The sequence below is a fragment of the Sphingobium sp. CCH11-B1 genome (assembly GCF_001556865.1).
GTDB lineage: Bacteria > Pseudomonadota > Alphaproteobacteria > Sphingomonadales > Sphingomonadaceae > Sphingobium.
On sequence record NZ_LSJY01000189.1, the window covers coordinates 1 to 24,187 of the forward strand.

The following is a 24,187-nucleotide window of genomic DNA, read 5'->3' on the forward strand; positions in this document are numbered from 1 at the left end:
TCAGTGGCCTACTTTTACTCCGCCACAGTGGCCGGTTTTTGCTCCGCCGTTGACACGCAGGTCGGGCTACCACAGGATCTAAGGTGAGATACAAGCGAATGACGTGTCTGAAGCCTCTTTATTTACAGTTGAACTCCCGATCACCTGACGGGGTGGGGAGATCGCGGTGTGAACCGGTTGGCCTGTTACGCTGCCTTCTGGTGAATGCTTACAAAGCATCCGTGTGCGGGTCATCCTTTCTTGCCCGTACGCCCGAGCCGCAAGGGGTTAAGCGTCGCACCTACGGGTCCAAGGTTGATCGTCGGAACACGGGAACCACAGTCGTCCGCCTGCTGCGGAGCAGGCTATCCGCGGAGACCGGGGATGGGCGATGGTGGGGCGGAGCCCTCGTAGTAGTCCGAGGACGGGAAAGCCGTCCACATGGCGAAGGTGGGCAGGAAGTCGGTGGAATTTCATGACGGAGGAACTACCAGTGGACTCTGGTAATCAAGCCCCACAGGCTTGGCTCCTCGGCGTTCAGAGAAAGCTCTACCAGTGGAGTCGGGAAAACCCCGAAGAACCATACTGCGACTTGTGGAATTGGGTGACCGATCCCCGCAACTTGTACATGGCCTGGAGGACGATTGCCGGCAATCGCGGCAAGCGCACTCCGGGGATCGACGGGGCGACCGTAGAGAAAATTGCCGCCGGAATTGGTGTCGACAGATTCCTTCATGAGCTCCGCGAGGAGCTCCGGGCGGGCGAATATCGTCCGTCTCCTGCGCGAAGGAAGTGGATTCCAAAGCCGGGCAAACCGGGGAAGTTCCGACCCCTCGGTATCCCTACGGTCAAGGATCGCGTGGTGCAGTGCGCGGTCAAACAAGTTCTGGAGCCGATCTTCGAGGCCCGGTTCTGGCCTGTCTCATACGGGTTCCGGCCCGGGCGCGGCAGTCAGGCCTGTCTCGAACACATCCGTGTGACCATCCAGTCGCGGGGCAAGCCTGCGGCGGATGGTTACCGACACAAAACGCCGTACCAATGGGTAATTGAAGGCGACATTGAGGCCTGCTTCGACAATATCGGCCATCACCCGCTGATGGAACGCGTGCGCCAAGGCGTCGTGGACCACAAGGTGAACCGTCTGATCGCGCAGTTCCTCAAGGCCGGGGTCTTGGAGAATGTCTCGTACAGCCCCACGGACACCGGCACGCCGCAAGGTGGCGTGCTCTCACCGCTGCTGGCCAACATCGCGCTCAGCGTGATCGAGGAACGGTATCGGGACTGGGTGCGCCGCCCCGAAAGCCCGGAGCTGAAGTCCGATGGGATCAGGCTCGCGGCGATCAAGCGCGACAAGGATCGAAAGGCCGGTCGAACGGTCTTCTACCCTGTCCGCTATGCCGATGACTTCCTGATATTCGTGTCGGGGACGGAAGCCGATGCGCTTGCCGAAAAGCAGGCACTGGCAACCTATCTGTACGAAGCGATGGGGCTGACGCTCTCGCCCGAAAAGACGCGCATCACTGCGCTGACCAAGGGCTGTCGGTTCTTGGGATGCCGCGTGAGGCTCAAATGGGACAAGCGGTTCGGGCTTCACGCCCGCATCGAAATCCCCCGCGAGCCGATCAACGGCTTCCGCATACGGGTCAATCAACTGGCGCGTCGGCAGACGCTTCGGCGTTCGCTGTCCGCCATGCTTCAGGAACTCAATCCATACCTTCGCGGGTGGTCCGCCTATTACCGTTACTGCGTAGGGGCCAAGCGCATATTTGCCAGTCTTGATTGGCATGTGCGGCAACGCCTCTGGCTGTGGCTTCGGGCGAAACACAAACGCGTTCCGGGACGAAAGATCGCATCGGGGCGCAGGCCGAGCGTTGTCCATCCGGGCAACAAGGTCTGGGCCGAGGGCGGCACGGAACAGTTCTTGATGAGCTACGTGCCCGTTCACCGGTTCGAACTCAAATGGATGAGAAAGCCCGAGTTCGCCAAGACTTCTGGAGAGCCGGATGCACAACGAAAGGTGCAAGTCCGGCTCGGAGAGCAGGCGTGGGAAACTGGCGGTGGAGACACCCCACAGCGCCCACGCCTGACTCTACTCTAGGAGAATTTTCGATGCGCGCATATCTCTGGGGCTCTGCTGCGATTGTCGCGGTCGCCAGCGTTACGGCACTGCTTGCCCAGACCGTCGACGGGATCGACGTCCAGGCGATCAAGCAGCGCTCGGCCGATCTCCAGGCCGATGCCGAGGCGTTCGTCAATCAGGTCAAGGACAGGGGCGACGCGTTCCGCGAGGATGCGGCACAGTCGCGCGACGCCGGAATGGCCAACATGCAGCGGGTCGCGAAGAGCGAGCTGCCCAAAGGTCCGGCCGGGCCCGTCGACTTCGATGAGATCGTGGCCGGTGCCGCCTCGAACGCGACGGCGGGGAAGGGCGAGGCACCCCAGTTCATCGTCTTCGCCAGCCTCTCGATGCCGCCGCAGTCGCTGAAGAAGCTGATCGCGGATACCGCCAGGGCCGGCGGTGTGGTGGTCTTCCGCGGCTTTCCGAACAATTCGATGAAGGAATTCGCGGGCCGGCTCGGCAAGATTGTCGATCGACAGGACGATTTCGCCAATGTCGGCATCGATCCGCGCCTCTTTCGGGCCTTCGATGTGCAGGCGGTGCCGACCTATGTCGCGGTTTCGTCGGACTTCGACCTGTGCGCCGGATTTTCCTGTCAGTCGAAGGTGCCGCCTTATGACCGTCTCGTCGGCAACGTCTCGGTGGAATATGCGCTCGAGCAGTTCGTCGATGGCAACGGCCCTGGCGCGCGGATCGCTGCTGTCGGCCTTTCCAACATGCGCAAGGCTGCCCAATGAGGCGACCGCTTGCCTGGGCTGCGCTGTTTACGGCACTGGCGATGGGATCGCCGGCAGTCGGGCAGATGACGCTCGATGAGGCGCGACAAGAAGGAAAGGCGCTCGGTACCGAGAAGCGGAACGATTCCACGCTCGTGCCGTCGAGCGACGCGCAGGCGGCCGCAGTTCCCGGCTATTCGGGCACGAGCCTGCCCGAGGGCTCCTATTTCGACGATCCGGAAAAGCTCGAGGCGGCTGCCCAGTCGACCAAGTCGTCGAACGAACAGTACCGGATCACGACCGATGCCGATCGCACCCGGGCCACGTTCAGCAATTCCGAGATCCTCTCGACCACGGCGCGCGCAACATCGGTGGAAAATGATCCATCGACCTATCTCGCCGGCGAGGAGATGGGCGGTAGCAAGGGTACCTGCGTGCCGCTCCCGGCCACGACCGGCAGCGCGGGCTACTATGAGACGAGCTGCAACGCCGGCAGCAAGGTCGAGCAAAGCGCACCCGTCTGCCGGACGCCGCTAGTGGTCAACGTGACACCCGGCACGACCAAATTTATCTATAGCTGCGAGAACTGGGCAACGTCAGCGGCGCAAGGCAATAACAACGTCGGCTGGCGCTGCGTGCCTGCATTCAATGCGGCCGTTCAAAACGGCATATGCCGCGAGCGCTCGCGCGAAGCCGTCTTCTACAGCATCTGCCGGCAAGGCAATCCGCGCTTCTGCACCGAGCCCGACATCGAAGAAGGCGAGATCATCACCTACGAGTGCGACAGCCCGGATATAGCTCGACCTTATACCGAAGAGACTTCGGGGCAGATCACACAAGAATATCGCAACGAGACAACGTGCAATGCGGCAACCGCCGGACAGACATGTGAGCTCGAAGCAGAAACCTGTGTCGATCCTGAACCTACAACCCGCACAATCGATGGCGTTGCAGTGACACGGGCATGCTGGAACTGGGAGCGAACTTATAGTTGCCACCGGGTCAGCCAAGGCAACGACTGCGGCGATCTCGAGGCGAACGGCAGCTGTACATACCTCAGGACCGAATGCCTGGACGAGGAACCGGACGGGGGTCCGTGCAAGGTCGAGAACCGGGTCTACAAATGCCCTACACCGTCAGGCGGAACGACCGATGCGCCCCAATATATCTGTGGCGACGACGTCTACTGCATCAACGGTGACTGCGAACCGATCGTTCGTGAGGCCTCCACCGAGTTCAAAGATGCGCTGGTCGCTCTCCATTCGATCGACCAGGCCGGCAAGGAATTCGACGAGACCAATTTCACGGTCTTCAAGGGTAGTCGCGAGACCTGCCACAAGCCGGTCTTCGGCCTCATCAACTGCTGCGCGGGCAAGACGTCGGGCTTGCTGACGGTGGGCGCGGGCGCAGCGGCTCTGGCGGGAGGGCCGACCGCGATCGCCGCGCTGGCAACGCCTTTCCTAACCTTGTTCGCCTGCTCACAGGACGAGATGAAGCTCGACATCAAGGACCGCATGGGCCTCTGCCACAATCTCGGCACCTACTGCTCGTCGAGCTTCCTCGGAATCTGCAAGACCAGGCGAACGGCCTATTGCTGCTTTGAAAGCAAGCTCAGCCGCGTTCTTCAGGAGCAGGGCCGCCCTCAGCTGGGCAAGGCGTGGGGCTCCGCCAAGAAGGAGCAATGCCTCGGTTTCACGATCGATGAGTTTTCCCGTCTCGACCTGTCGGTGATGGATTTCACCGAGGTCTACGCGGACTTCATGGATGCCGCCAAGCTGCCCGATGAAGTCCAGACCATGACCGAAATCCAGCAGAAAATTCAGAATTACTACGACCTTCACGGCAAGTGAGATGGGCGAACCCGTCTCCTTGTCGCCGCGACGCAGCACCGCCCAAGGACATAGGACCATGCCGTTCTTCATCATCGAGCTTCCTGCCCTTCTCGCGTCGCTCACGATTCAGCCACCGGCAGCGGCGCAATCCCATCGCTGTGGAACGCTTCCTGCCAGCGTGGCCGATTGCTGCGTCCACCTCGCAGCCTGGGACGGCGCGCCAGCCACCGCACTGTCCAGCCATTCTTCCGCGCATTCTCCCTCAGCCGCTGAAAGGACGATGAGCGATGTCGATGATCGCTAGAATTTCGATGCTGGTCGCCCTGGGCGCTGGCCTGACGGCGCCGCTCATGGCGCAGGACGCTCCATCGTCATCGGATGCGATCGAGCAGAGCCGGCCCGACGAGTTCTACTGCGGCGAGCGCAAGCTCGGCCAATGGTTCTATTGCGACAGGCCGAAGGCAGCGCCCCGGGAGGCGCCGGCTGCACCGCCGCAGCAGAGCGCCGTCGACCGCATGACCGCGATCACCAGGCATCTGGACGAACTGAAGGCGAAGGCGATCCTCGAACCGTCGGAGGAGAACGTCATCGCCTATGTCCGCTTCCAGCGCGAGCAGCTCGACCGGGCGTCGACCTTCTCCGATGTCTGGCAGCGGGCGCTATGGCAGAACCCTGACATCGACTACACGCTGCAAAGGCCGGTCTCGACGGTCGGCAAGCGGGCGTGGCTCGACAATCGCAAGGCCGACCGCGACGCAGTGCTCACCAATCTCGGGCAGCGGTACGGGCTCTTCTATTTCTTCGCCCAGAGCTGCGGCGCGTGCGAGTTGTTCGCGCCGATCCTCCGTTCGGTGACCGACAGCCACCGCATGGCGGTGATGGCCGTGTCGATGGACGGGGGGCCGAGCCGCGAGTTTCCGAACTACGTCGTCGATTCCGGCCAGCGCGCCCGGATGGGCGTGCCTGGCAATGAGACGCCGGCGCTCGTCCTGTTCGACACGGCGACAAGGCGCACCATTCCGATCGGCTACGGCATCCTCAGCGCGGATGAGATCATGGATCGCATCTTCACGCTCACGAACACCAAGGTGGGGAGCGATTACTGATGGCACATCATCCAGGCAAAAGTCGTGCGCGCCGCTTCCTCCGTTCGGCGGGCGCCTCGATGGCGATGATCGCCGCGCTCAATTTCGCGATTGTAGGCGTGGCGCGCGCCGACGTCGCCTCCGAGATGAACAACTTTTTCTCGGACGCGGGCGGGGCGGCCAATGTCACCGGCCCTTCGGCCTTCCAGGGACAATCCGCCGGCTACTATTCGCTCGGCAATGTCTGGACGCGTTTTCCGCAGAAAAGCGTGCAACCGTTCAATCTTCAGCTTCCCAGCGCCCGGGCGGGCTGCGGCGGCATCGACCTGTTCTCGGGCAGCTTCTCGTTCATCAACGCCTCCGAGATCGTGGCCATGTTGAAGGCCACAGCGAACAATGCGCTCGGCTTCGCCTTCAAGCTCGCCATCGATTCCGTATCGCCCGAGATCGGCAAGGTCATGGATGAGTTCAGCCAGAAGGCACAGCTCCTCAACCAGATGAACATCTCGAGCTGCGAGACCGCGCAGGCGCTGGTCGGCGGCATTTGGCCGCAGATGGAGACGACGCGTGCGACGATCTGCGAGGCGGTCGGAAATAGTCAGGGCGTGTTCTCTGACTGGGCGGCTTCCCGCCAGGGTTGCAACAACGGCAACAGGCGGGATTCCACGATCGCCGGCAACACCGACGCATCGATGAAGGACCAGCTGGTGGGCGAGCCGCATAACTATACGTGGGAGGCTCTCAAGAAGTCCGCCAAGTTCGGGGCGTTCGACCAGTCCTTCTCCGAATATATCATGACGCTGGTGGGCACGGTCGTAACGACGCCGTCGACCGATCCGAGCGTGGGCGGCAAGGTGGTGATGTTCGGCCCGGCCGAAGAGGCCGTCGTGACCGCCCTGCTCGACGGCACGGCGGACGCTCCGGCCGTCAAGATGCTCAAGTGCAACGACGAGAATTGCTACGACGTCGGCGAGCAGACCCTATCGGTTCCTGCATCCTCGGCGCTGCGGCCGCGCATCGCGACGATGATCAAGTCGATGAGCGACAAGATTCGCTCCGACACGCCGCTGAACGCGGCCGAAAAGCAGCTCCTCAATCTCGCTACGGTGCCAATCTACAAGATTCTCGCTGTGCAGGCCTATGCGCATTATGCGCTCACCGACGGCGAGATTCAGACCCTCTCGGAAATCGTGGCGGTCGATCTACTCTCGGCCATGCTCGACAACATGCTGGACCGCGTCGAGCAGGCGAAGGTCCACTACCAGACCTTCGACCAAGAGACCGCGACCCAGTGGAAGCAGCAGATCGCGGCGACGCGCGCGAAATTCAGCCAGCGAGATGTCCGGCTGAACAACAAGCTGCAGGTGACCATGCAGATCATCAACCGCAGCATCATGCTGGAATCGACGCTGCAGAACTCGATGACGCCGGGCATGGCCTCCGCGCTCAATTTCTCGCGCGGACTGAATGCGCAGGGACTGAACTAAGGCGGGGGCGCGGCGATGCTGGAGGTCTTCACGGTCGGCGGCGGCGAGTATCTCGTCAACGTGTTCAATGCCGTCGCGGCCTGGTCCGGGGGAGGGGGCTATCGCTCGCTCCTGCGGGTCGTGATGGTGATGGGCCTCATCTACTCGCTACTCGTTGTCGCGTTCACGCTCAACTACAAGGCGTGGATGAACTGGTTTTTGCAGGCGACTGCGATCTACCTGTGCTTGATGGTGCCGACGGTCAGCATCAAGGTGACCGATCGGATCAACCCCAGTCTGGCGCCATCGACGATCGACAATGTGCCGATGGGCCTTGGCGTTCTCGCCAGTTTCACGACCCAGGTCGGTGATTGGCTGACCCGCACGGCCGAGACCGTTTTCGTCATGCCGAGCGAGCTCAACTATTCCAGCAATGGCATGGTCTATGGCGCGCGCCTGTTCGACGCGACCCGCAATTTCGTGGTGAGAGACGCCGAGTTCTCGACCAATCTCGAAAGCCACTTCAAGAACTGCGTCTTCGGGGATGTGATGCTCTACCAGAAGTCGCTCACCAATCTCGCCAAGGCGCCCGACCTGTGGGCGGCGATCGGGCCGGGATCGGAGGCGCGGTCGCAGGAATGGCTGGAGCGACAGGGCGACGGCACCGTCCAGAACTTCATCGTCACCTGCCGGCAGGCCTATCAGGCTCTTGACGCGCAATGGGCGCCGATGATCGAGGCCAACGCCCCACTGTGGGGCAAGGAGGTCTATCCCAAGCTGAGCAACGCGCTGGCCGCCGACAAGCTCAAGCACGACGTGCCGATCGCGAACACGGCCTTTACCGGATCGGGAAGCAATTTCACCGAGACGATGCGCCAGAACACGGCCATCAACGCCTTCATGCAGGCGCGCAACAGCATGGCCGGCGGCGCTGGCGCCGCGGCTATCGACACTTTTGCGCAAACGAGGGCCGACATTCAGGCCCGCAACACATATAACTCCATCGCGCAGCAGGCGATGGCCTGGGTGCCGATCCTGAACATCGTGCTGACCGTCGTCTTTTTCGCGATGTTTCCTGTGATTTTCCCCCTGTTCCTCATGCCGCAGACCGGCGTCGGCACGCTCAAGGGCTATGCCATGGGGTTCTTCTATCTGGCGGCGTGGGGTCCGCTCTACGTCATCCTGCACATGATCTGCATGACCAGGGCTGAGTCAGCGGCCAACGGCGTGGCCGGGGGAGGGGTGACGCTCGGCAGCTATGCCGGTATCGGCGCAGTCAACGGAGAGACCGCGACGATCGCTGGTTTCATGCTCATGAGCGTGCCTTTCCTGGCGGCCGGCCTCGCGCGCGGGGCGATGTCGATCGCCGGCCAGTCCATGTCGATGCTGGCGCCCGCGCAGAACGCAGCCGAGGCGGCGGCGCTCGAACAGACCACGGGGAACTATGCCTACGGCAATGTGAGCTGGGCGAACTCGACCTCGAACATGCGCCAGGCCGACCAATGGACCACGGCACCCAGCTATATGGGCGGCGCGCCCAGCGTGGGATGGCGTCAGGACAACGGCGCGATGATCAACGGCTTCGGCAATGGTCAGGAGGTGTTCGACACCTCCAGTGCGATCTCGCGCCTCGGCTTCACGCCGACGATGACGACGGGATCGATCGCCGAATGGCGCGAGATGGCCAGCGAAGCCCACCGACAGGCGCAGGCTTACGAGAACGCTGCCAACGAGATACTGACCTCGACCCATACCAATCGAAGCGCGTTTGGCACTTCGACCGAGCGTTCGTCGGGATGGGACTCCAGCAGTGGGCGGCAGGCGAACACGTCGATCGACCAATCAGATCGTCGTACATCGAGCAGTTCAACGGGGCTCGAAGAACGGTCGGCGATTTCTCAGAGTCAGCGGGCCACTGATAGTCATAGCCACCAGGCTCAGGTTACCGACACTACGACCGGGACGCTTGCCGCCGGTCTTGGCGGCGGTGGAAACTCCGGAGGGCGTCCTCCAAAGGGAGCCGCAGGTCGTGTAGCAGCGGCGCTTCCTGGTGCGTCGCTAAGTGTTTCGAAATCCGGCGCTCAGTCGGACGCCATGAGGCACGTAACTGAAGACAGCCGGGGTAGTGACAATGCGAGCACGTCATCCAGCGGAAGCCGGGACGAACACGCAAACAGTGTCGGCGCTACTATGTCAGACGGCACCTATTCGCGGGGCGGCTCGTTCAGCCGGGCTTCAAATTCGTCATCGTCGTCAGTGGGGACTGAGGACTCGCTGGCACGTGCCCGGTCCTATTCTGAGACGGCGCGGAGGCTCGAGGAGTTGTCCCAACAGCTGTCGCGTGACGCTAGCTATGCCGAGACCCATGGCATGCAACTCAGCGAAAATCTGAGTCAGGATCTGGCCCAATGGTATCGACGGCAACAAGTCGAGAACCCGGGGCTGGATGCGCCCGAGCTATGGGCAACCGATCTTACCGATCAGCAACGGGCCGTGCGCCAAGGTATGATCGCACGGTGGATGCACGAAAAACAGGATGGGATTCGTGCGGAGATCGCAGGCGATCTGCACGAGCCCAATCTCGTCGAGGTTCACGAGCTGGCAGTCAGCAGCGCTGCAGACGTCAGGGCTTCCTATCGTCCCCATGGTGTTGACCGGCTTCCGGCAGGACCGGGCGGCGGTGATCCAAGGGCCGCCGCCAGAGTTATCTCGTCTGGCAAGGCCGAAGTGGAGGGTGCCAGCGCCGCAGCTCAGTCAATGAGGGCTCAGCGAGTGCAAGGAGAAGTCGATTTGCAGGGAGATGTTAATCGAGACCTCGATCATGATTTCTTCCGCGATCCGAAACTCAGGAAATAGGTTTTCAGACAGCGACGAAAAAATATCCGATGAAGGAGGCCAACAGAAGATAAGCCAGCATGTATCCGATTGTGCCTCCGAGCGTTGGATGCCCGTCGTGATCCACCGGAATTGCCATTCCCGGGATTTCTTCCTCAATGAATGTGTAAATCGGCCCCCCGGGGAGATGATCTCCCTGAGACATTGTGTCCGTATCTAGGCTGACATGCTGGACCATCGCCGAGCGACTTTACCATATTTGCCGTGTGTCGGCAATCGAGCGCGACAGCCGCGCTACGCTCCGCCATGAAATTGTCGGCTGCCCGGTGACGCAGAACCCGTGCTTCGTAGATCAGGGCCGTATTCGTGAGATCGAGGTAACTCGCTGAATCTCGCGCACGCATTGTCTGGTACCAGGTGACGAATTGCTGGGTCATCATTGGACCCATCGCGCAGCCATGCGCTTCGACATCGTCCGCGTCGGCTTCCACCAAATCTAAGGGATTTAATGGGTTCTATACAAAACGGCTAGAACCGGCTAAATCCCTTCATCATGGATCCTCGCAGAAATCCCTTCGCACCGGGCGCTGGCAGTCGTCCTCCCGAACTGGCCGGCCGAGACGCTATCATGGACGGTGTCGCGATTGCACTCGATCGGATTCGCGCCGGACGCCAAGCGCAGAGTCGGATACTAACTGGCCTGCGCGGCGTCGGGAAGACCGTTCTCCTCAATGAGATGAGGCGCGCCGCGGAAGGCGAAGGTTTCATCTGCGTTCCGATTGAGGCTCCGGAAGGTCAATCTCTTCCGGCCATGCTCGTTCCGGCCCTTCGTACAGCCTTGCTTAAACTTGATCGCGGCCAAGCGGCGATGACCCTTGCCAAGCGCAGTCTTGGCGCGCTGGCGCGCTTCGTCAAAGCTTTGAAATTGAGCTATGGCGAGCTCGAGGCATCGCTCGACCTAGGCGAGGTTGGCGTCGCTGATAATGGCGATCTCGAAGCCGATTTGATAGATCTTGTGGACCTGGTTGGGCAGGCGGCCGGCGAGCGACAGACCGCGCTCGTTCTGTTCATCGATGAACTTCAATATGTCGCTGAGCGGGAACTGGCGGCGTTGATCACCGCTCTGCACCGTGCGCGGCAAAACGACCGACCGATCACCCTTGTCGGTGCTGGACTGCCGCAACTGGTCGGACAGATGGGCAAAGCCAAATCTTACGCCGAACGTCTCTTTTTGTTCGCTAGCATCGGGCCGCTCGATGGGACAGCTGCGACGGCCGCCCTCGTCCATCCGATCGAAATGGAGGAATGTAGCATTACCCAAGATGCCGTAGACCGCATCTTGGAAGTAACCGAGAACTACCCCTATTTTTTGCAGGAGTGGGGTAAGCAAAGCTGGGACGCGGCTACGCAGTGCCCCATTACGGCAAACGATGTCGCCGTCGCACATCCCGCAGCAATATCGGCGCTGGATGACAGCTTCTTTCGTGTCCGATTTGATCGCCTTACGCCCTCCGAGAAGCGCTATTTGAGGGCTATGGCAGACCTTGGTCCAGGACCCTACAGTTCGACCGCGATCGCGGACCATTTGCAGCGCAAAGCGTCGTCTTTCGGACCTGTGCGGGCCTCACTCGTGGCAAAAGGGATGATCTACACGCCGGGATACGGGCAAACCGCGTTCACCGTTCCGCTATTCGATGCATTTATGCGCAGGGCAATGCCAGAGGCATAGACTGGATAGGAGTCCTCGGCTCCCATTTTTTGGATAGCGCCGGCGTTCATCTAAGCCATGGAGCCCAGCATTGAAAAATCTGCCTGGCATATATCCCTGGCATATTCGGACTGAAATTCCGAGGGATTGAGGAACCTTGGAATTTATGCCAAAGATATGCCATGAAGGTAGCTCGAACCGATAAATTGAAGTCGTTGCTCGACGCTTGGGAGCCGCACACCGTGGCGACCAGCCCGCATCTCAAGGCGCTCGGGCTGACGGCGCAGGATCTGCAGAACTATACCGCCTCACAGTGGCTGGTCTCGCTTGGCCGCGGTGCTTTCAAGCGCCCCATGGAAACCGTGACCTGGCAGGGCGCGCTATACAGCGTTCAATCGCAACTCAAGCTCCCGGTCCATGTGGGAGCCCTGACGGCCCTCGAGATGACGGGCAACAGCCACTATCTGCGCTTCGGAGAGAGCAAGGCCTATCTCTTCTCTCCGCTGCATATCGTCCTGCCGGCCTGGTTCCAGACGCATTGGGGGGAAGAGGTTCGGCACATGCAAAGCAAGCTGCTGCCGAATGACCTCGGCCTCACCGAGCAGCGAAGCCCGGAAGGCTATCCATTGACCACGGCGACGCCCGAACGGGCCATCCTGGAGCTGCTGCACCTTGCACCCAAGGAATTCGATCTCGTCGAGGCCGGCCAGATCGTCGAAGGCATGACGTCGCTCCGTCCCAAGCTCATGCAATCGCTGCTCGAGGCGTGCACGTCGGTGAAGGTCCGGCGGCTGTTCCTCTATCTTGCGGAGCGAGCGGATCTCGCCGTCATGCGCCATCTGAAGGTGGAGCAGATAGACCTCGGTTCGGGTGATCGCAGCCTTGTGAAAATGGGGCGCTATGTCCCGAAATACCGGCTGCTCCTGCCCAAGGAGCTCGTCTCGGGTGGCAACTGACCAATATCGCGATCAGGTCCGGCTCCTGCTGGATGTCCTGCCGCTGGTCATGGCCGATCCCGTCTTCGCGCTGAAGGGCGGCACCGCCATCAACCTGTTCGAATGGGATCTTCCGCGCCTCTCGGTCGACATCGATCTGACCTACCTACCGATCCACGACCGGACCCAATCCTTGCGCGCGATCAGTGAGGCTCTCGCCCGGATCAAGGCGGACATCGAACGCCGCCTGCCACCGACCCGCGTGACCCAGACACGCCAGGGCCAGGAAGGGATGGAGGTCAAGCTCAACTGCCAGCGCGGCAAGACCCAGATCAAGGTGGAGGTCAATCCCACCCTGCGCGGCCATCTCCTTCCCCTCCGCGACTTGCCATGTTCGGACCAGGTGCAGGAGAGGTTTGAGGCATTCGTCGAGGCGCGATGCCTCTCGCACGGCGAGCTTTTCGGTGGGAAGATTTGTGCCGCGCTCGACCGGCAGCACCCGCGCGATCTGTTCGATGTGAAGCGCCTGCTGGACGGGGAAGGGCTCGTTGACGAGGTTCGTCATGGCGTCGTCGCAGCTCTCGTAAGCCACGGGCGCCCGGTCGCTGAGCTGATCAGCCCGAGCCGAAAGGACCAAAGCGCCACATTCAAGGCTCAGTTCGAAGGAATGCCCTTCGAGCCATTCACCTACGAGGATCATGTCGAAACGCTCAAGCGCCTTGTGCAGACGCTTCACGCCTCGCTGGACGCCGCTGATCGACGGTTTCTCACAAGCTTCGAGGCTGGGGATCCGGAGTGGGAAAGCTTCCCGTTGCCCGCGATCCGTGAGCTTCCAGCGCCGCAGTTCAAATTGATGAACATCCATCGGTTCAGAGACGCGCAGCCCAAGAGGCATCAGGCCGGTCTGGCAGCGCTGGAAGCGGCGCTTTCGTAACCAACCCATCTCGGTCGTGAACAGGGCGCAGCTAGGCCGGCAGTTGGTCCAATTGAAGGCGGTGCGCTTCATGGGCAGTGACGGCGTATTCAATCGCACCGGGGAGCCAAGGCTGGGGGAGGGGACTGGTGGTGAGTGGATTGTGAATGACATAATATGGCGGTTGGCCACAGAATTTGTCGCGGTCATCGGGAAAGACGTAGAAGCCCGAGCAGCCGACGATCGCGCTGACGCAGCGATAGTCCTCCTGGAGGAAGCTGTCGGTGGGAATCTCTTCCCCGTTGGCCTTGAGCACGGTGTCTTGCCATGAGAGGTGCCAGCCACCGAGCGGCTGACCTGTATGCACGTCGACATGGGCCTGCGGGCTGCCGAAGGGGAGCACAGCCATGGCCGCGAGCGGGGCGCCCCCAATGCCGTGGGTATCGCCTCCCAGCCGGCAGGCGTTCACGGCGATCACGAACGGGAGGTTCGGATCGACCGCCTCCCGTTCCTGGCATTTGAGATAGCCATCACGCTTGGCTTTGATGACGGACGTCCAGCGCAGGAGCATCTGGTCGGTGGGAACCATCCCAGCGGCACTGGTGCCCCCATCCTGCCACTCCTGCGGCAAGCCACCCTTGGCGGCGTCGCCCGGCTGTGCGGCTACCGCCTCGATATAGATCCGGCCATCGACCATGAAGTCGGGGCCCTTGTCCTCGCTGGCCATGTTCCAGCCGAGGTCCTGAAAGCGTCCATAGAGCATCGCTTCCCAGATCCGGCTCGCCACCTTGCCGAGATCGCCGCTCCCGAACTCGTCGAGGAAATGGCTGTCGCGGCAATCCGACTGCGCGAACCTCGCCACCATTGGCGTCAGATAGTTCGCGATGTCGGGATCGCCGCTTGGCCAGATGCGGGAGAATGTATCGCGAATGAGCGCAGTCAGTTCGTCGTTATCGCTCATTTGGTGCCGGGCCGACCATCAAGGCAGGGTAGGGGGCGACGCCTCGGTCCTCAGGGGCTCGAGGCGTCAACCTCGACTAGCCGTTGAGCTTGTCTTTGACGGCTTTCGCCACAGTGAAGGTGAGCTTCCTGGACGCCGGAATCTTGATGGTTTCGCGGGTGGCCGGGTTACGGCCGTCGCGCGCGGGCACGTCCTTGACTTTGAACTTCCCAAACCCGTTGAGGCTCACTTCCTCTCCCTTGGCGGCCGCATCCGCGATTGCCGCGAAGACGAGGTCGACCGCCTTGCGGGCGTCCGCTTTGGTTGTGCCGGTCTGGCTGGCAAGGGTTTCAGCAAGCTCACTATTGTTCATTCGGATGATCCTTCATCACAGTGGAAGTCGGGCCCTGTATAGCTGCCTGAATAGGCCTGCGCCATCGGCGTACCAGTGCTGCATGAAAATGTCGGCCCTGCGGTCAGCAGACCGGCTCATGACACGATAGGCGAATGCGTTAGCCTGCCTGGCGGACCTTTCGGGCCTTTTCGGCAAAACGGCGCGCCATCTGCCGGTGCGCGAGAATGCGCTCGCTACAAGTCGACCGCGCGGCCGCACGATATTCACCCGTGGCGCGCTGCTTGTAATATTTGAGACTGAAATCCGCCATGCTGGTCTCCGGCAATCCAACTGTCGATGTTCCATCTCTGTGAGCTGTCCGAAAACTATACCATCAATGTGACCGGAGTCGCATTCCATACGGAGGCCAGTGCCTACAAGGCCTTCTCCGAAGTCTTCGATTTGTCGTTGTGGTGCCGTTCGCCATAGACCGGCGCCGGCTGATCGAGTGTTCCGCAGCGCTTTATTAGTGCTGCTCCCATGCTGTAAGGGGCACGTATGGCAAACCGAATTCCGCTCGACCCCAAGCTGCCGAAGTTATTCGACTCCACGCCGAACGAACGGCGCAGCAAGGCCCAATTAGATGCATGGTGGGATCGCCCTTTCGGGGTGACGATGGCCGACGGCCGTATTGCTGTTCGATGCTTGAACGGTGGGGCCTGGGATCGGTCTACGCATCTTGGCGTGGCCGATGACTACGACGCGGCTTGCGCGCTGGCCGAGGCCAAACAGGCTGATTGGCTGCGCGTCCGCGAACGGCCAGTTTTGAGCCCTCAGAATGGGCAAATTCTGCTTCTAAAGATGTCGCAGCGGCCCGACGAAAACATGGTGACGGTAGGCACCTTCGCCACGGTCGAAGCCGCGAATGAATACGTCCGAACGAACTATCCCCAGCCGTGAAGCCGCATGACGGCAGCGGTTCACAATGATCGAACCCGTTCGCGAACTACGGCACGCCACCGCCTTTGCTTTAGTGCCAACTGTGTCACTTTACCTCTCGCCAGGTAAAGTGACGTAGGTGGCAAACATCACGATCCGTCAGGTTTGCGGTTCGATATGCGGATGATGTTGACCAAGGCCGCGACGATACCGAGGGCAATTACGATGAGCAGGCCCCGGGGACCGGTGCCTGCAAACCTGTCGTTGATCCAGCCGAGCAGGGCACCGCCGGCAACGCCGCCAAGGAGTTCGGCCAGCACGCGATTACCGAGGCTGTAGCTGGCATCGGCACCTGTAGGGCAGGGTGGGTTCGTTCCTCTTCGGCGGTATGAGCCGCCGCGAGGCGATCCTTTAGGCCATCCAATCGGGGATCCTCCCCGATAAGATCGGGGTCTGATTCATCTTTGCTCATGGGGCGGGTCTAGCATGGTGTGAAGACGAGAAAAATGACGGGGAGGGGTGAAGTGACACGGATGGCAAAAGTGCCGTCTGCCGTCTCCATGAGCATTTGGGGGATTCACAAGAGTCCAGCTTTGTGCTTGATTCGTTCCATGATCCAGCAGGACCTCTTCGCGGCGGCGACGCCCCAGCGGACGACGGGCATGCCCGACATCGTACGCATTATCGCCGAGCACTCGGCGCGGCCGCGCTATACCTTTATGGTGCTTGACCTGATCGCGCGGGTTGCGCGGGCCAACGGGCAGGCGGGACCGCTCGTTCGCGAAGGCGAAGCACTTGTGCCGATCCGCGAATGGCTGGCCGCGACGATCGCACCCAGCGGCGCGCGTCATCATCAGCGCCGCGCGACCGCCGACAAGGTCCGAACTGCGCTCGTCGGCCGGGGAGAGTTGCCAGGTGATCCGACCGAGGCCGACCGCCTGGTCGAGGCGGAAGTCAGTGAGCGTGTCCGCGAAACCGGCATGACGGCAATCAGCCGGGCGGTGTCGGAGCTGGTGAGGGCCGGGCTGATCACGCGGCACTACCAGGGGTTCTTCGTCGATCATGAAAACCGCGGCGCTCAGCGTCATGCGGTCTACACCGTGACCGAGGCGGTCCGAACCGCGCTTCACCCAGGCATCGCCACCAGCGAACATCGACGGCAACCCTATGTCCGCGGCGCGCATGGGCAGCCCCGGGCAGAGGCAGCGCGCGCCTCAGGCTAAATCCCCGGTGCGTGCTGCGGCAGAGCGCGCTTTTCCTGGCGCTCCCATGTCTCGATCAGGAACAGGGCCAGCGAACTGGCGGCGTTGATCGCGAGACGCGCGATGCGCGGGTCAATCCGCCGGAAGCCCTTTTCACGCCCGTGAGCGTCACCACCATGCGTTCGTAGCGCACCGATGCCTTTTGCAACCGATGTCAGGCCGCTCAGGATCTGGCGGACGTCTGCTTCCACTGCGGCGGGCAGGTCGCTGCGCCCCGGCGACAGGTTCAGCGGCTCCTGGACGGCGCGGATAAGGCCGTCGATATCCTTTCGGGGCGGCAGCGGCAGCCCGAGCTCGATGAGGATGGATCTGCAGACAGCCTCGATGAGTGAGCATGCGGCGGTTACTGCATCTTCGGGGTCATCCTGGAGATTGGGGAGGGCGCGCGCTATCTCCATCTGCACCGTGTCGAAGTCCAGTGTTTGGACTTTCTGAATGAAGGGTTCGACGATCGTCCCGGAGCTCTGGCGTCTGGTCAGTACCGCTTTGCCGCCGACGATGACCACCGCCAGCTCGTCTGCGGCGAGCGCTTTGTTGAGATGCTCGCGAACTGCGGTCGCCTTATCGGGTTCTGTAAGATATTCGCGCGGATCGCAGACCTTCTCGATGATGCGCGTGATGTAGACATCGCTCTGGCCGTCATAGTGATTGGCGGTCTGACGCAGGAAATCCGTCGTCGCGGGCACGCGAGAGCTCGCGCCGATACGCATGTCGAGGCCGCAATCGAGGAAGAATTGTTCGATCTTCGGGCCCGACCGATAGATTCCGATCGCCGGGTTGTTATCGTTGCCGGCGCCGCCCGTGATCGTATCGACCAGCGCCTTGATGACAAAGGCAGAGAATTTGTCGCTCATGGTTTGGTTGCCGGGAGGGCAAGGACCGATTGCTTTCCGTCCATCCAGGCAGCGGCCACATGGCTGAGCGCGATCACTTCAGGTGGCCAGCGCAAGCGTGTAGCCCGACAGTTGAGAAAACTGCCGCGCGACCGCTCGGACTCTCCCAACATCAATGCCCATTTTCTCGACGAACTCCCGTTGCAGAGCTGGATCGACCTCGGAGAAAAAGGAGAAAGCGGCAGCGCTGAAGTTGGTCGCGCTGCTAGGATCAGCGATTAATGCCGCGAGTTCATGTGCGGAGAGCTTCGCGCCATAAGGAGCGGTCACCGTCGCCAACACCAAGCTTGCCACCTTTGCCATTCCAACATGTTATCCGGTCGCTCCCTTAGCGCAAGGTAGCGGCGATCATGCACTGTCGGTGCGGTCCGAGCCGCACTTCACCTGAGTATCGCGACCAGCGAGAACCGGCAGCAGCAGTATGTGCGGGGCACACACGGCCGACTTCGAGGGATAGAGGCGCGGTCGGATCGTGGGTTCTTTGCATGAATTTTTAATGAGATTAGTTGCAAAATCCAAGCCGGAAGCATATCTGCCACGCATGGAAACAGGAAGCATGTCCGCCCTTGCGCAACTCAAGCGCCACCTGCGTCCAGGTCAGGTTTACCGCCGCAAGGATCTGGCGCGCTGGTCGAACGCGGTCGACCGCCATGTGCGTCAGCTTGTCGATGAAGGGCGGCTCGAGAAGGTGTCGGCGGGCGTCTATATGGCGCCGCGCAAGACCCGGTTCGGTGTCGCGCCCGCAAAGCCTGAAAAGCTGGTCGAGACATTTCTCGGCGATGATCGGTTCCTGCTGGTCTCTCCAAACGCATTCAACGGGCTTGGCGTGGGCATGACCCAACTCCACAACGAGCCCGTAGTCTATAATCGTAAGCGCCATGGTCGGTTCAAACTGGATGGACGAACGTACGACTTTCGTATGCGGTCTTCGGTTCCCAGGCGGCTTTCCAAGGAAGTCCTGCTTGTCGATCTCCTGCATAACATCGACCGGCTCCCGGAGGACAAGGCGGCAATCCTTCCCCGTGCTCTTGCCAGGGCAGGGGAGATGGACCGCGGGCGGCTCACGCGCGCGGTGAAGGAGTACGGTTCGGCTCGCGCTGAACGGCTTCTCGCGCCCGTCCTGCGACCGGCTCAAGCTGCTGCGGCCTTCCATGCTCCTGCATGACAGCAAGGACTTTTCCGACCTCCTCGCGGTGGTTGCGCGCGACCAGGCGATCGATCCCGGTCTCGTCGAGAAAGACTATTGGATCATGCACGGCCTATGGGGGCTGCAGCAGTTGGGCTTCGCCTTCGAGCTCAAGGGCGGCACCTCCCTGTCCAAGGGCTACGGCCTGATTCATCGTTTTTCGGAAGATCTCGACATTCTGATCCACCCGGACGGCGACCTGCCGACAGGCAAGAACCAGAACAAACTGATCCATGTGGACGCGCGACGGGCCTTCTATGATGGCCTGGTGCCGAAGCTTGCGATTGCCGGTTTCGAAGGCGCAGAACGCGATCAGGCATTCGACGACAGCCGGATGCGCAGCGCCGGAATTCGTCTTCATTACCCCAGTGCCTATCCGCTGCCGGAGGGCGTGAAGACTGGCATCTTGCTTGAAGCCGGCTTCGATCAGGTGGCGCCAAACCGGCCCTGCCTGATCAGTTCATGGGCCTATGACAGGGCTGTTGCATCCGGCTTGAAGGGATTGATCGACAACCGCGCCGTCGACGTGCCCTGCTACGAACCCGGATACACGCTCGTCGAGAAGCTGCAGACGATTTCGACGAAGTATCGCAAACATCTCGAAGACGGCAGCATGCCGCAGAATTTCCTGCGCCACTATTATGACGTCTATTGCTTGTTAGCGGCCCCCGACGTCCAGGCGTTCATTGGTTCGCCGGAATATATCGCACACAAGGAGGCCCGTTTCCCGGCGGCCGACAACGGGAACATCGCCGAAAACTCAGCCTTTCATCTCGAAGACCGGGAAACCCGCGAGCTGTTCCAACGGGCATATGAAACTACTCGCGCGCTCTATTATCGCGGGCAACCGCCCTTCGGCGACATCCTAGCGAGGATCGTCGAGCACGCCGCTCGACTTTAGCGCGAATTTCAGGCTCGACCGTCGCCAGTAAAAGACCCCTCCCCGCGCAATTTTCTCACTTACCATAATTGATCGTTATGGTAAGTATATCACCGCGAAATCGGCAGGGAAGGGGCAATTCCTCAGATGACAACAATCTCGGAAAAACCACGCGGCACAGCGGTGCCGCGTCTTGTGCCGCATAGTCATAACGCCCGGCGCGTGGGCTCGTAGCAAGCGATGTCCGAAAAGCCCACCAACGGCTCCAATGCGGAAATCATCGTCGTCAAGACCGGCGACGCAGCCCTGCCGACGCGCTCGCGGAACGCGGACGCCGAAACCGTCGATACCCGGCTCTTGCGCACGATCGGCGGCATCGTGCCAACCGATCTGCCAGCGATCAGCCAGCTCGGGCTCGAGACGACGCTGGCGGCCATGGCTGACGCGACCAAAGCGGCAATCGCCGCCGATCTCGATTGCTGGCGCGACTGGTGCGGCGAGGAAAATCGGACACCGCTGCCGGCCGATCCCGAAGATATGGTGCGCTATGTGAATGCGCTCGACGCCAAGGGCAAAAAGCCCGCGACGCTCGCGCGCCGCATCGCGAGCCTCGGCTCTGTACACCGCATGATGGGATTGGCGGGCGATACCGCGCCTACCGACGCGCCGATGGTGCGCGCGGCGCTCAAGGCCGTCCGCCGGCGCCGGGGCGCTCGACAGCGCCAGGCAGCCCCCTTGCGGCTGGGCAAGGCGCTGGATACCCATGTCACCAAGGGTTTCACCCTCGCCGCACTGCTCGACGCCTGTGGCGGCGATTTGCAGGGGTTGCGAGATGCCGCCCTGCTCTCGCTGGGCTATGATGCGGGCCTGCGGGTCAGCGAACTCACCGTGGTGGAACGTCTGCAAATCGATCAGCAGGAGGATGGCTCGGCGACGCTGTTCATCCCCTTCTCGAAGACCGACCAGGATGGCGAAGGCGCCTGGGCGTGGCTCTCGGCCGAAACCATGCGGCGGGTTCACGCCTGGGAGGAGGCAAGCGACATCAAGGAAGGACCGCTTTTCCGCCGGGTCGGCGTCGATAGACGGCGCGCGCAGCAGGCAGAACCGGAAACTGCTCTGGCGCGAACGACTTATTCCGTCGGGACAGCATCGCTTACCCGGCAAGGCGTCAACGGCATCTACCGCCGTATCGCGCTGGCCGCCTACGACAAGGGACTGGTGACGCTGCCGGCGGGCAAGCTGCATGACGCGATCCAGGCCCTGTCCACCCACTCTCTGCGTGTCGGCCTGACCCAGGACCTGTTTGCAGCGGGGGAGGATGGCGTCGGCATTGCGCAGGCCCTACGCTGGAGTTCGCCGGCAACCGCGCTGCGCTACGGCCGAAAACTTGCTGTCCGTAGCAATGTTGCCGCCCGCGTCCTGTCTCGCGTCCGTGGTTGAAAGGACAGCTTCTCCACGTCGAAGACATGAGGCGAGCTGCCGCGCGACGGGCTGATCCGCGGCGTGGGATCGTCGTCATAGTGTCAGAGATCGTCCGGGGAGCGTTCTAGGGGCCAGCTGTCTTAGATCGACCATAACGTCGAATCGGTCGTGGACGTGGTCCGTGACCTCACCGGCGGCCGAGGCGTTGACCTCATCGTCGATCCGGTGGGTTCCACCCTAGCGACATCCCTCGCCGCGCTCCGCGACGAAGGAGTCTTGGTGTCCGTGGGCAATGCCGGCGGCGAGGCTCTGACAGTGGATTTTTGGCCAGCGGTGCAGCGAAATCAAACGGTCATCGGCGTATTCATGAGAACCGTCCTGTCACGTGCAGCGGTGCGCCAAACCATCGACATGATGCTCGCCGACGTTGCGAAAGGCAGTCTCACCGTGCCAATCGACAGAAGGTTTCCGCTCGCCGAGGCAGGGGCCGCCCATCGGTATGCCGAGGACAACAAGGTCCTCGGCCGCATCGTGCTGATCCCCTGACGCCGATTTCGCCCAACCGCTACCGAGCGCCTGCTGTCAGGCGATCGCGCCCGCGTCGGCGGTCAAGGTGGTGCCTGTAATTACACTCGCCGCAGGACTTGCTAGAAACACGACCGCATTCGCGATTTCACTCGGCTTGGCGAAGCGGCCCAGAGACGTCAAACTCCGTTGGAAATCTGCCGCCGGGCCGTCTGCGGGGTTCGCGTCAGTATCCACAGATCCGGGCTGCACGAGGTTCACGGTGATGCCCTGCGGCCCGAGTTCACGTGACAACCCGCGAGTGAAGGACGTAAGCGCGGCCTTTGACATCGCATAGGCCGTTACGCCCGGGAATGGGACGCGTTCGCCGAGCCCCGACCCAATCGAGATTATGCGCCCCCGAGCGGAGAGATGCGGAATGGCGGCCTTCGCGAATAGCACTGGTGCTCGCACGTTGACGTCCATCAGCTTCTGATACTCGGCCACATCGAGGTCGGCGATCAGACCGGAATGGCCGATCGCCGCGCTATTGACGAGAATATCAAGACCACCGAGCGCCGAGACGGCCTCGCTCACGGCGCGCGTGATCGCATCCGGGTCTGCGCTATCGGCCTGTATGGCGACCGCGCGACGTCCGACACCATGTATAGCTTGAGCAACCTCGTCAGCCTTTTCGGCGGCGTGCTGGTAGGTGAACGCGATGTCCGCGCCGCTTTCGGCCAGCGCCAGCGCGATCGCGGCTCCGATGCCTCGCGAAGCTCCCGTAACCAACGCACGTTTTCCATTCAGATCGATCATATATTTGTCCTTTTCTACCATTTTGACGCTGCCGGTGGCGCGAGTCCGTATGATGCAAGGCGCGAGCAGTGTGCAGCTCAGTCTCAGCTCGTCATGTTGTGTGAAAGCTATCGCCGCCCGTCACGTCCGCCTCGCGCAAGTGCACGATTGGCGTCGGCAATTTGGTTCGGAGCCTCGTCATCGCTTCGCATTTCCTTCCGTCCTTGAGATAGGTCAGCGACAAGGAAACGGCATTCCCGATACTACCTTACTCTTGCCTGATCCTACCAAGTGACTAACTAATGGGTATGTTTGATCTCGAGATTGCGACCCGCCGCCTGCTTGACGATATCGCACCCCATATTGCTCCGCGTGGCGCGCTTGTTGGGCAGGCAACACCTGTTCCACGCTTGACGCTATGGACGAGCACGAGTGTCACGCCCCCCACAGCGGCGGTATTTGAGCCTATGTTCTATGCCGTCGCGCGTGGCGCAAAAGTCCTGACGATGGGCGCCAACCGTTTCGAGATGTCGGCCGGCGACTGCGCTGCGTCATCCTTTGGGCTGCCCTATTCTCATCAGCTCATTGGCGCGACGCCGGATGCTCCGTATGTCGGCATCAGCCTCCATCTGGACGTCGATAGGCTCACAAGGGTCGTACTCGACATGCCTAAACATCAGGAGCGATGGACATGCGCGGTAGCGGCGGGCGATCTGGGTGGCGTGGTCGGCGAAGCGTTCACGCAACTCGTCGGCCTTGTGAACGCGCCTGACGACATAGGGGTGCTCGCGCCACTCTACGAAAGCGAACTCTATTATCGTCTCCTGCAAAGCGCGATGGGCGGTACGCTACGTCAGATCGTGGAGCGGAACGATCGTGTTCGGCAAATCAAGGCGGCCGCAGACTGGCTAGGCGCCCATAACGACGAACCAGTGATCATCCAGGAACTGGCAGCAAGCGCAGGCATGAGCGTGACTTCGTTTCATAGGCACTTCAAGGCTGTTACCGGATACAGCCCGCTCGCCTTTCAGCGTCAAATGCGCCTTCTCGAAGCTAGAAAGTTGCTTGTGGCTGGCAGCACCAATGTGGCGCGTGTTGCATTCGAGGTGGGCTATCAAAGCCCGGCCCAGTTCAGCCGAGAATACAAGAACATGTTCGGCAACTCACCGCTGATCGATCTGCAGCGCTGACCTGACCTGATGATGTTCAGCAGGAACAAATGCTGAGAAACCCGGGTCCTCGCGTGCAACGGGACGGTCGAGACACGTATTTCGCCGTCCGTCAGAAATCATTGCGCAAGGAGGTAGAGCTGTTTCTCTCGGTAGTCCCAGACAGTCTTGAAATTCCGCAGGAAGACAAAACCGAGTTCGAGTTCTGTATCTTCGGTGAGGATCAGCGTGCAATAGGCACCCCCTTCGTGGGGTGATCGGCGTGCAAAAAG

The 24,187-nt window shown here is 61.4% G+C and carries 23 protein-coding genes; 16 read left to right on the forward strand and 7 right to left on the reverse strand.

Annotation, left to right across the window (positions count from 1 at the left end; all coding sequences use genetic code 11):
• The first annotated feature begins 454 nt into the window (after positions 1 to 454).
• From ltrA to AX724_RS19245, 9 genes are all read left to right on the forward strand, one after another.
• Positions 455 to 2,077 carry a group II intron reverse transcriptase/maturase gene (gene ltrA, locus AX724_RS19200; RefSeq protein WP_066769728.1) on the forward strand — a complete coding sequence of 541 codons (1,623 nt, stop codon included), beginning with the start codon at positions 455 to 457 and terminating at the stop codon, positions 2,075 to 2,077.
• An 11-nt stretch (positions 2,078 to 2,088) separates the two neighbouring features.
• Positions 2,089 to 2,835, forward strand: coding sequence for a type-F conjugative transfer system pilin assembly protein TrbC (gene trbC / locus AX724_RS19205; RefSeq protein WP_066769730.1), 747 nt, complete (start codon positions 2,089 to 2,091; stop codon positions 2,833 to 2,835).
• A complete protein-coding gene (locus AX724_RS19210; protein WP_066769732.1) occupies positions 2,832 to 4,664 on the forward strand; it encodes a conjugal transfer protein TraN in 1,833 nt (610 codons plus the stop codon). The genes trbC and AX724_RS19210 overlap by 4 nt, the downstream gene beginning before the upstream one ends.
• A gap of 269 nt (positions 4,665 to 4,933) precedes the next feature.
• On the forward strand, positions 4,934 to 5,752 hold the full coding sequence (locus tag AX724_RS19220) for a conjugal transfer protein TraF (RefSeq protein ID WP_066769737.1): 819 nt from the start codon (positions 4,934 to 4,936) through the stop codon (positions 5,750 to 5,752).
• Positions 5,753 to 5,817: 65 nt separating this feature from the next.
• Positions 5,818 to 7,218: a conjugal transfer protein TraH gene (locus tag AX724_RS19225; RefSeq protein ID WP_066769799.1), complete on the forward strand. Its 1,401-nt coding sequence runs from the start codon at positions 5,818 to 5,820 to the stop codon at positions 7,216 to 7,218.
• Positions 7,219 to 7,233: 15 nt separating this feature from the next.
• A complete protein-coding gene (locus AX724_RS19230) occupies positions 7,234 to 10,053 on the forward strand; it encodes a conjugal transfer protein TraG N-terminal domain-containing protein (protein WP_066769739.1) in 2,820 nt (939 codons plus the stop codon).
• 532 nt (positions 10,054 to 10,585) lie between these two features.
• Positions 10,586 to 11,761 (forward strand): ATP-binding protein, encoded by a 1,176-nt coding sequence (locus AX724_RS19235; RefSeq protein ID WP_082733606.1) that lies wholly within the window; start codon positions 10,586 to 10,588, stop codon positions 11,759 to 11,761.
• Between the two features lie 161 nt (positions 11,762 to 11,922).
• Positions 11,923 to 12,696: a type IV toxin-antitoxin system AbiEi family antitoxin gene (locus AX724_RS19240; protein ID WP_066769744.1), complete on the forward strand. Its 774-nt coding sequence runs from the start codon at positions 11,923 to 11,925 to the stop codon at positions 12,694 to 12,696.
• Positions 12,686 to 13,609: a nucleotidyl transferase AbiEii/AbiGii toxin family protein gene (locus AX724_RS19245; protein ID WP_066769755.1), complete on the forward strand. Its 924-nt coding sequence runs from the start codon at positions 12,686 to 12,688 to the stop codon at positions 13,607 to 13,609. The genes AX724_RS19240 and AX724_RS19245 overlap by 11 nt, the downstream gene beginning before the upstream one ends.
• A 31-nt stretch (positions 13,610 to 13,640) precedes the next feature.
• Here the strand turns inward: AX724_RS19245 and AX724_RS19250 are convergent, their stop codons facing one another.
• From AX724_RS19250 to AX724_RS23695, 3 genes are all read right to left on the reverse strand, one after another.
• Positions 13,641 to 14,549: a hypothetical protein gene (locus AX724_RS19250; protein ID WP_066769757.1), complete on the reverse strand. Its 909-nt coding sequence runs from the start codon at positions 14,547 to 14,549 to the stop codon at positions 13,641 to 13,643.
• A gap of 76 nt (positions 14,550 to 14,625) precedes the next feature.
• Positions 14,626 to 14,901: an HU family DNA-binding protein gene (locus AX724_RS19255; RefSeq protein ID WP_066769761.1), complete on the reverse strand. Its 276-nt coding sequence runs from the start codon at positions 14,899 to 14,901 to the stop codon at positions 14,626 to 14,628.
• Positions 14,902 to 15,040: 139 nt separating this feature from the next.
• Complete coding sequence (locus AX724_RS23695) at positions 15,041 to 15,193, reverse strand: hypothetical protein (protein ID WP_156448168.1); 153 nt, start codon at positions 15,191 to 15,193, stop codon at positions 15,041 to 15,043.
• Between the two features lie 227 nt (positions 15,194 to 15,420).
• Here AX724_RS23695 and AX724_RS19260 point away from each other — a divergent pair, with 227 nt between their 5' ends.
• Entirely contained in the window at positions 15,421 to 15,822 is a 402-nt protein-coding gene (locus tag AX724_RS19260) for a DNA-binding protein (protein ID WP_066769765.1), read from the forward strand.
• A 128-nt stretch (positions 15,823 to 15,950) separates the two neighbouring features.
• Here AX724_RS19260 and AX724_RS24870 read toward each other — a convergent pair whose 3' ends face one another.
• Positions 15,951 to 16,121 (reverse strand): AtpZ/AtpI family protein, encoded by a 171-nt coding sequence (locus AX724_RS24870; protein ID WP_331711466.1) that lies wholly within the window; start codon positions 16,119 to 16,121, stop codon positions 15,951 to 15,953.
• Positions 16,122 to 16,412: 291 nt separating this feature from the next.
• Here AX724_RS24870 and AX724_RS19270 point away from each other — a divergent pair, with 291 nt between their 5' ends.
• Positions 16,413 to 17,024: a hypothetical protein gene (locus tag AX724_RS19270; protein WP_066769767.1), complete on the forward strand. Its 612-nt coding sequence runs from the start codon at positions 16,413 to 16,415 to the stop codon at positions 17,022 to 17,024.
• Here the strand turns inward: AX724_RS19270 and AX724_RS19275 are convergent.
• Positions 17,021 to 17,917, reverse strand: a complete 897-nt coding sequence (locus AX724_RS19275; RefSeq protein ID WP_066769770.1) for an abortive infection family protein — start codon at positions 17,915 to 17,917, stop codon at positions 17,021 to 17,023. The two genes, AX724_RS19270 and AX724_RS19275, sit on opposite strands and share 4 nt — an antisense overlap.
• A 78-nt stretch (positions 17,918 to 17,995) precedes the next feature.
• Positions 17,996 to 18,259, reverse strand: coding sequence for a hypothetical protein (locus AX724_RS19280; protein WP_066769773.1), 264 nt, complete (start codon positions 18,257 to 18,259; stop codon positions 17,996 to 17,998).
• Between the two features lie 238 nt (positions 18,260 to 18,497).
• On the opposite strand from AX724_RS19280, the gene AX724_RS24605 reads away from it, so the two are divergent.
• From AX724_RS24605 to AX724_RS19300, 4 genes are all read left to right on the forward strand, one after another.
• On the forward strand, positions 18,498 to 19,121 hold the full coding sequence (locus AX724_RS24605; protein ID WP_231736763.1) for a hypothetical protein: 624 nt from the start codon (positions 18,498 to 18,500) through the stop codon (positions 19,119 to 19,121).
• Positions 19,108 to 20,043, forward strand: a complete 936-nt coding sequence (locus AX724_RS19290) for a nucleotidyl transferase AbiEii/AbiGii toxin family protein (RefSeq protein WP_066769775.1) — start codon at positions 19,108 to 19,110, stop codon at positions 20,041 to 20,043. Before AX724_RS24605 ends, AX724_RS19290 begins: the two co-directional genes overlap by 14 nt.
• Before the next feature lie 219 nt (positions 20,044 to 20,262).
• Positions 20,263 to 21,462, forward strand: a complete 1,200-nt coding sequence (locus AX724_RS19295; protein WP_066769777.1) for a tyrosine-type recombinase/integrase — start codon at positions 20,263 to 20,265, stop codon at positions 21,460 to 21,462.
• 126 nt (positions 21,463 to 21,588) lie between these two features.
• Positions 21,589 to 21,990, forward strand: a complete 402-nt coding sequence (locus AX724_RS19300) for a zinc-binding dehydrogenase (RefSeq protein ID WP_082733607.1) — start codon at positions 21,589 to 21,591, stop codon at positions 21,988 to 21,990.
• Between the two features lie 36 nt (positions 21,991 to 22,026).
• Here AX724_RS19300 and AX724_RS19305 read toward each other — a convergent pair whose 3' ends face one another.
• The gene (locus tag AX724_RS19305; RefSeq protein WP_066769789.1) at positions 22,027 to 22,767 is read right to left on the reverse strand and encodes an SDR family NAD(P)-dependent oxidoreductase; all 741 of its coding nucleotides are present in this window, start codon (positions 22,765 to 22,767) and stop codon (positions 22,027 to 22,029) included.
• Between the two features lie 287 nt (positions 22,768 to 23,054).
• Here AX724_RS19305 and AX724_RS19310 point away from each other — a divergent pair, with 287 nt between their 5' ends.
• Entirely contained in the window at positions 23,055 to 23,936 is an 882-nt protein-coding gene (locus tag AX724_RS19310; protein WP_082733608.1) for an AraC family transcriptional regulator, read from the forward strand.
• Positions 23,937 to 24,187: the final 251 nt, after the last annotated feature.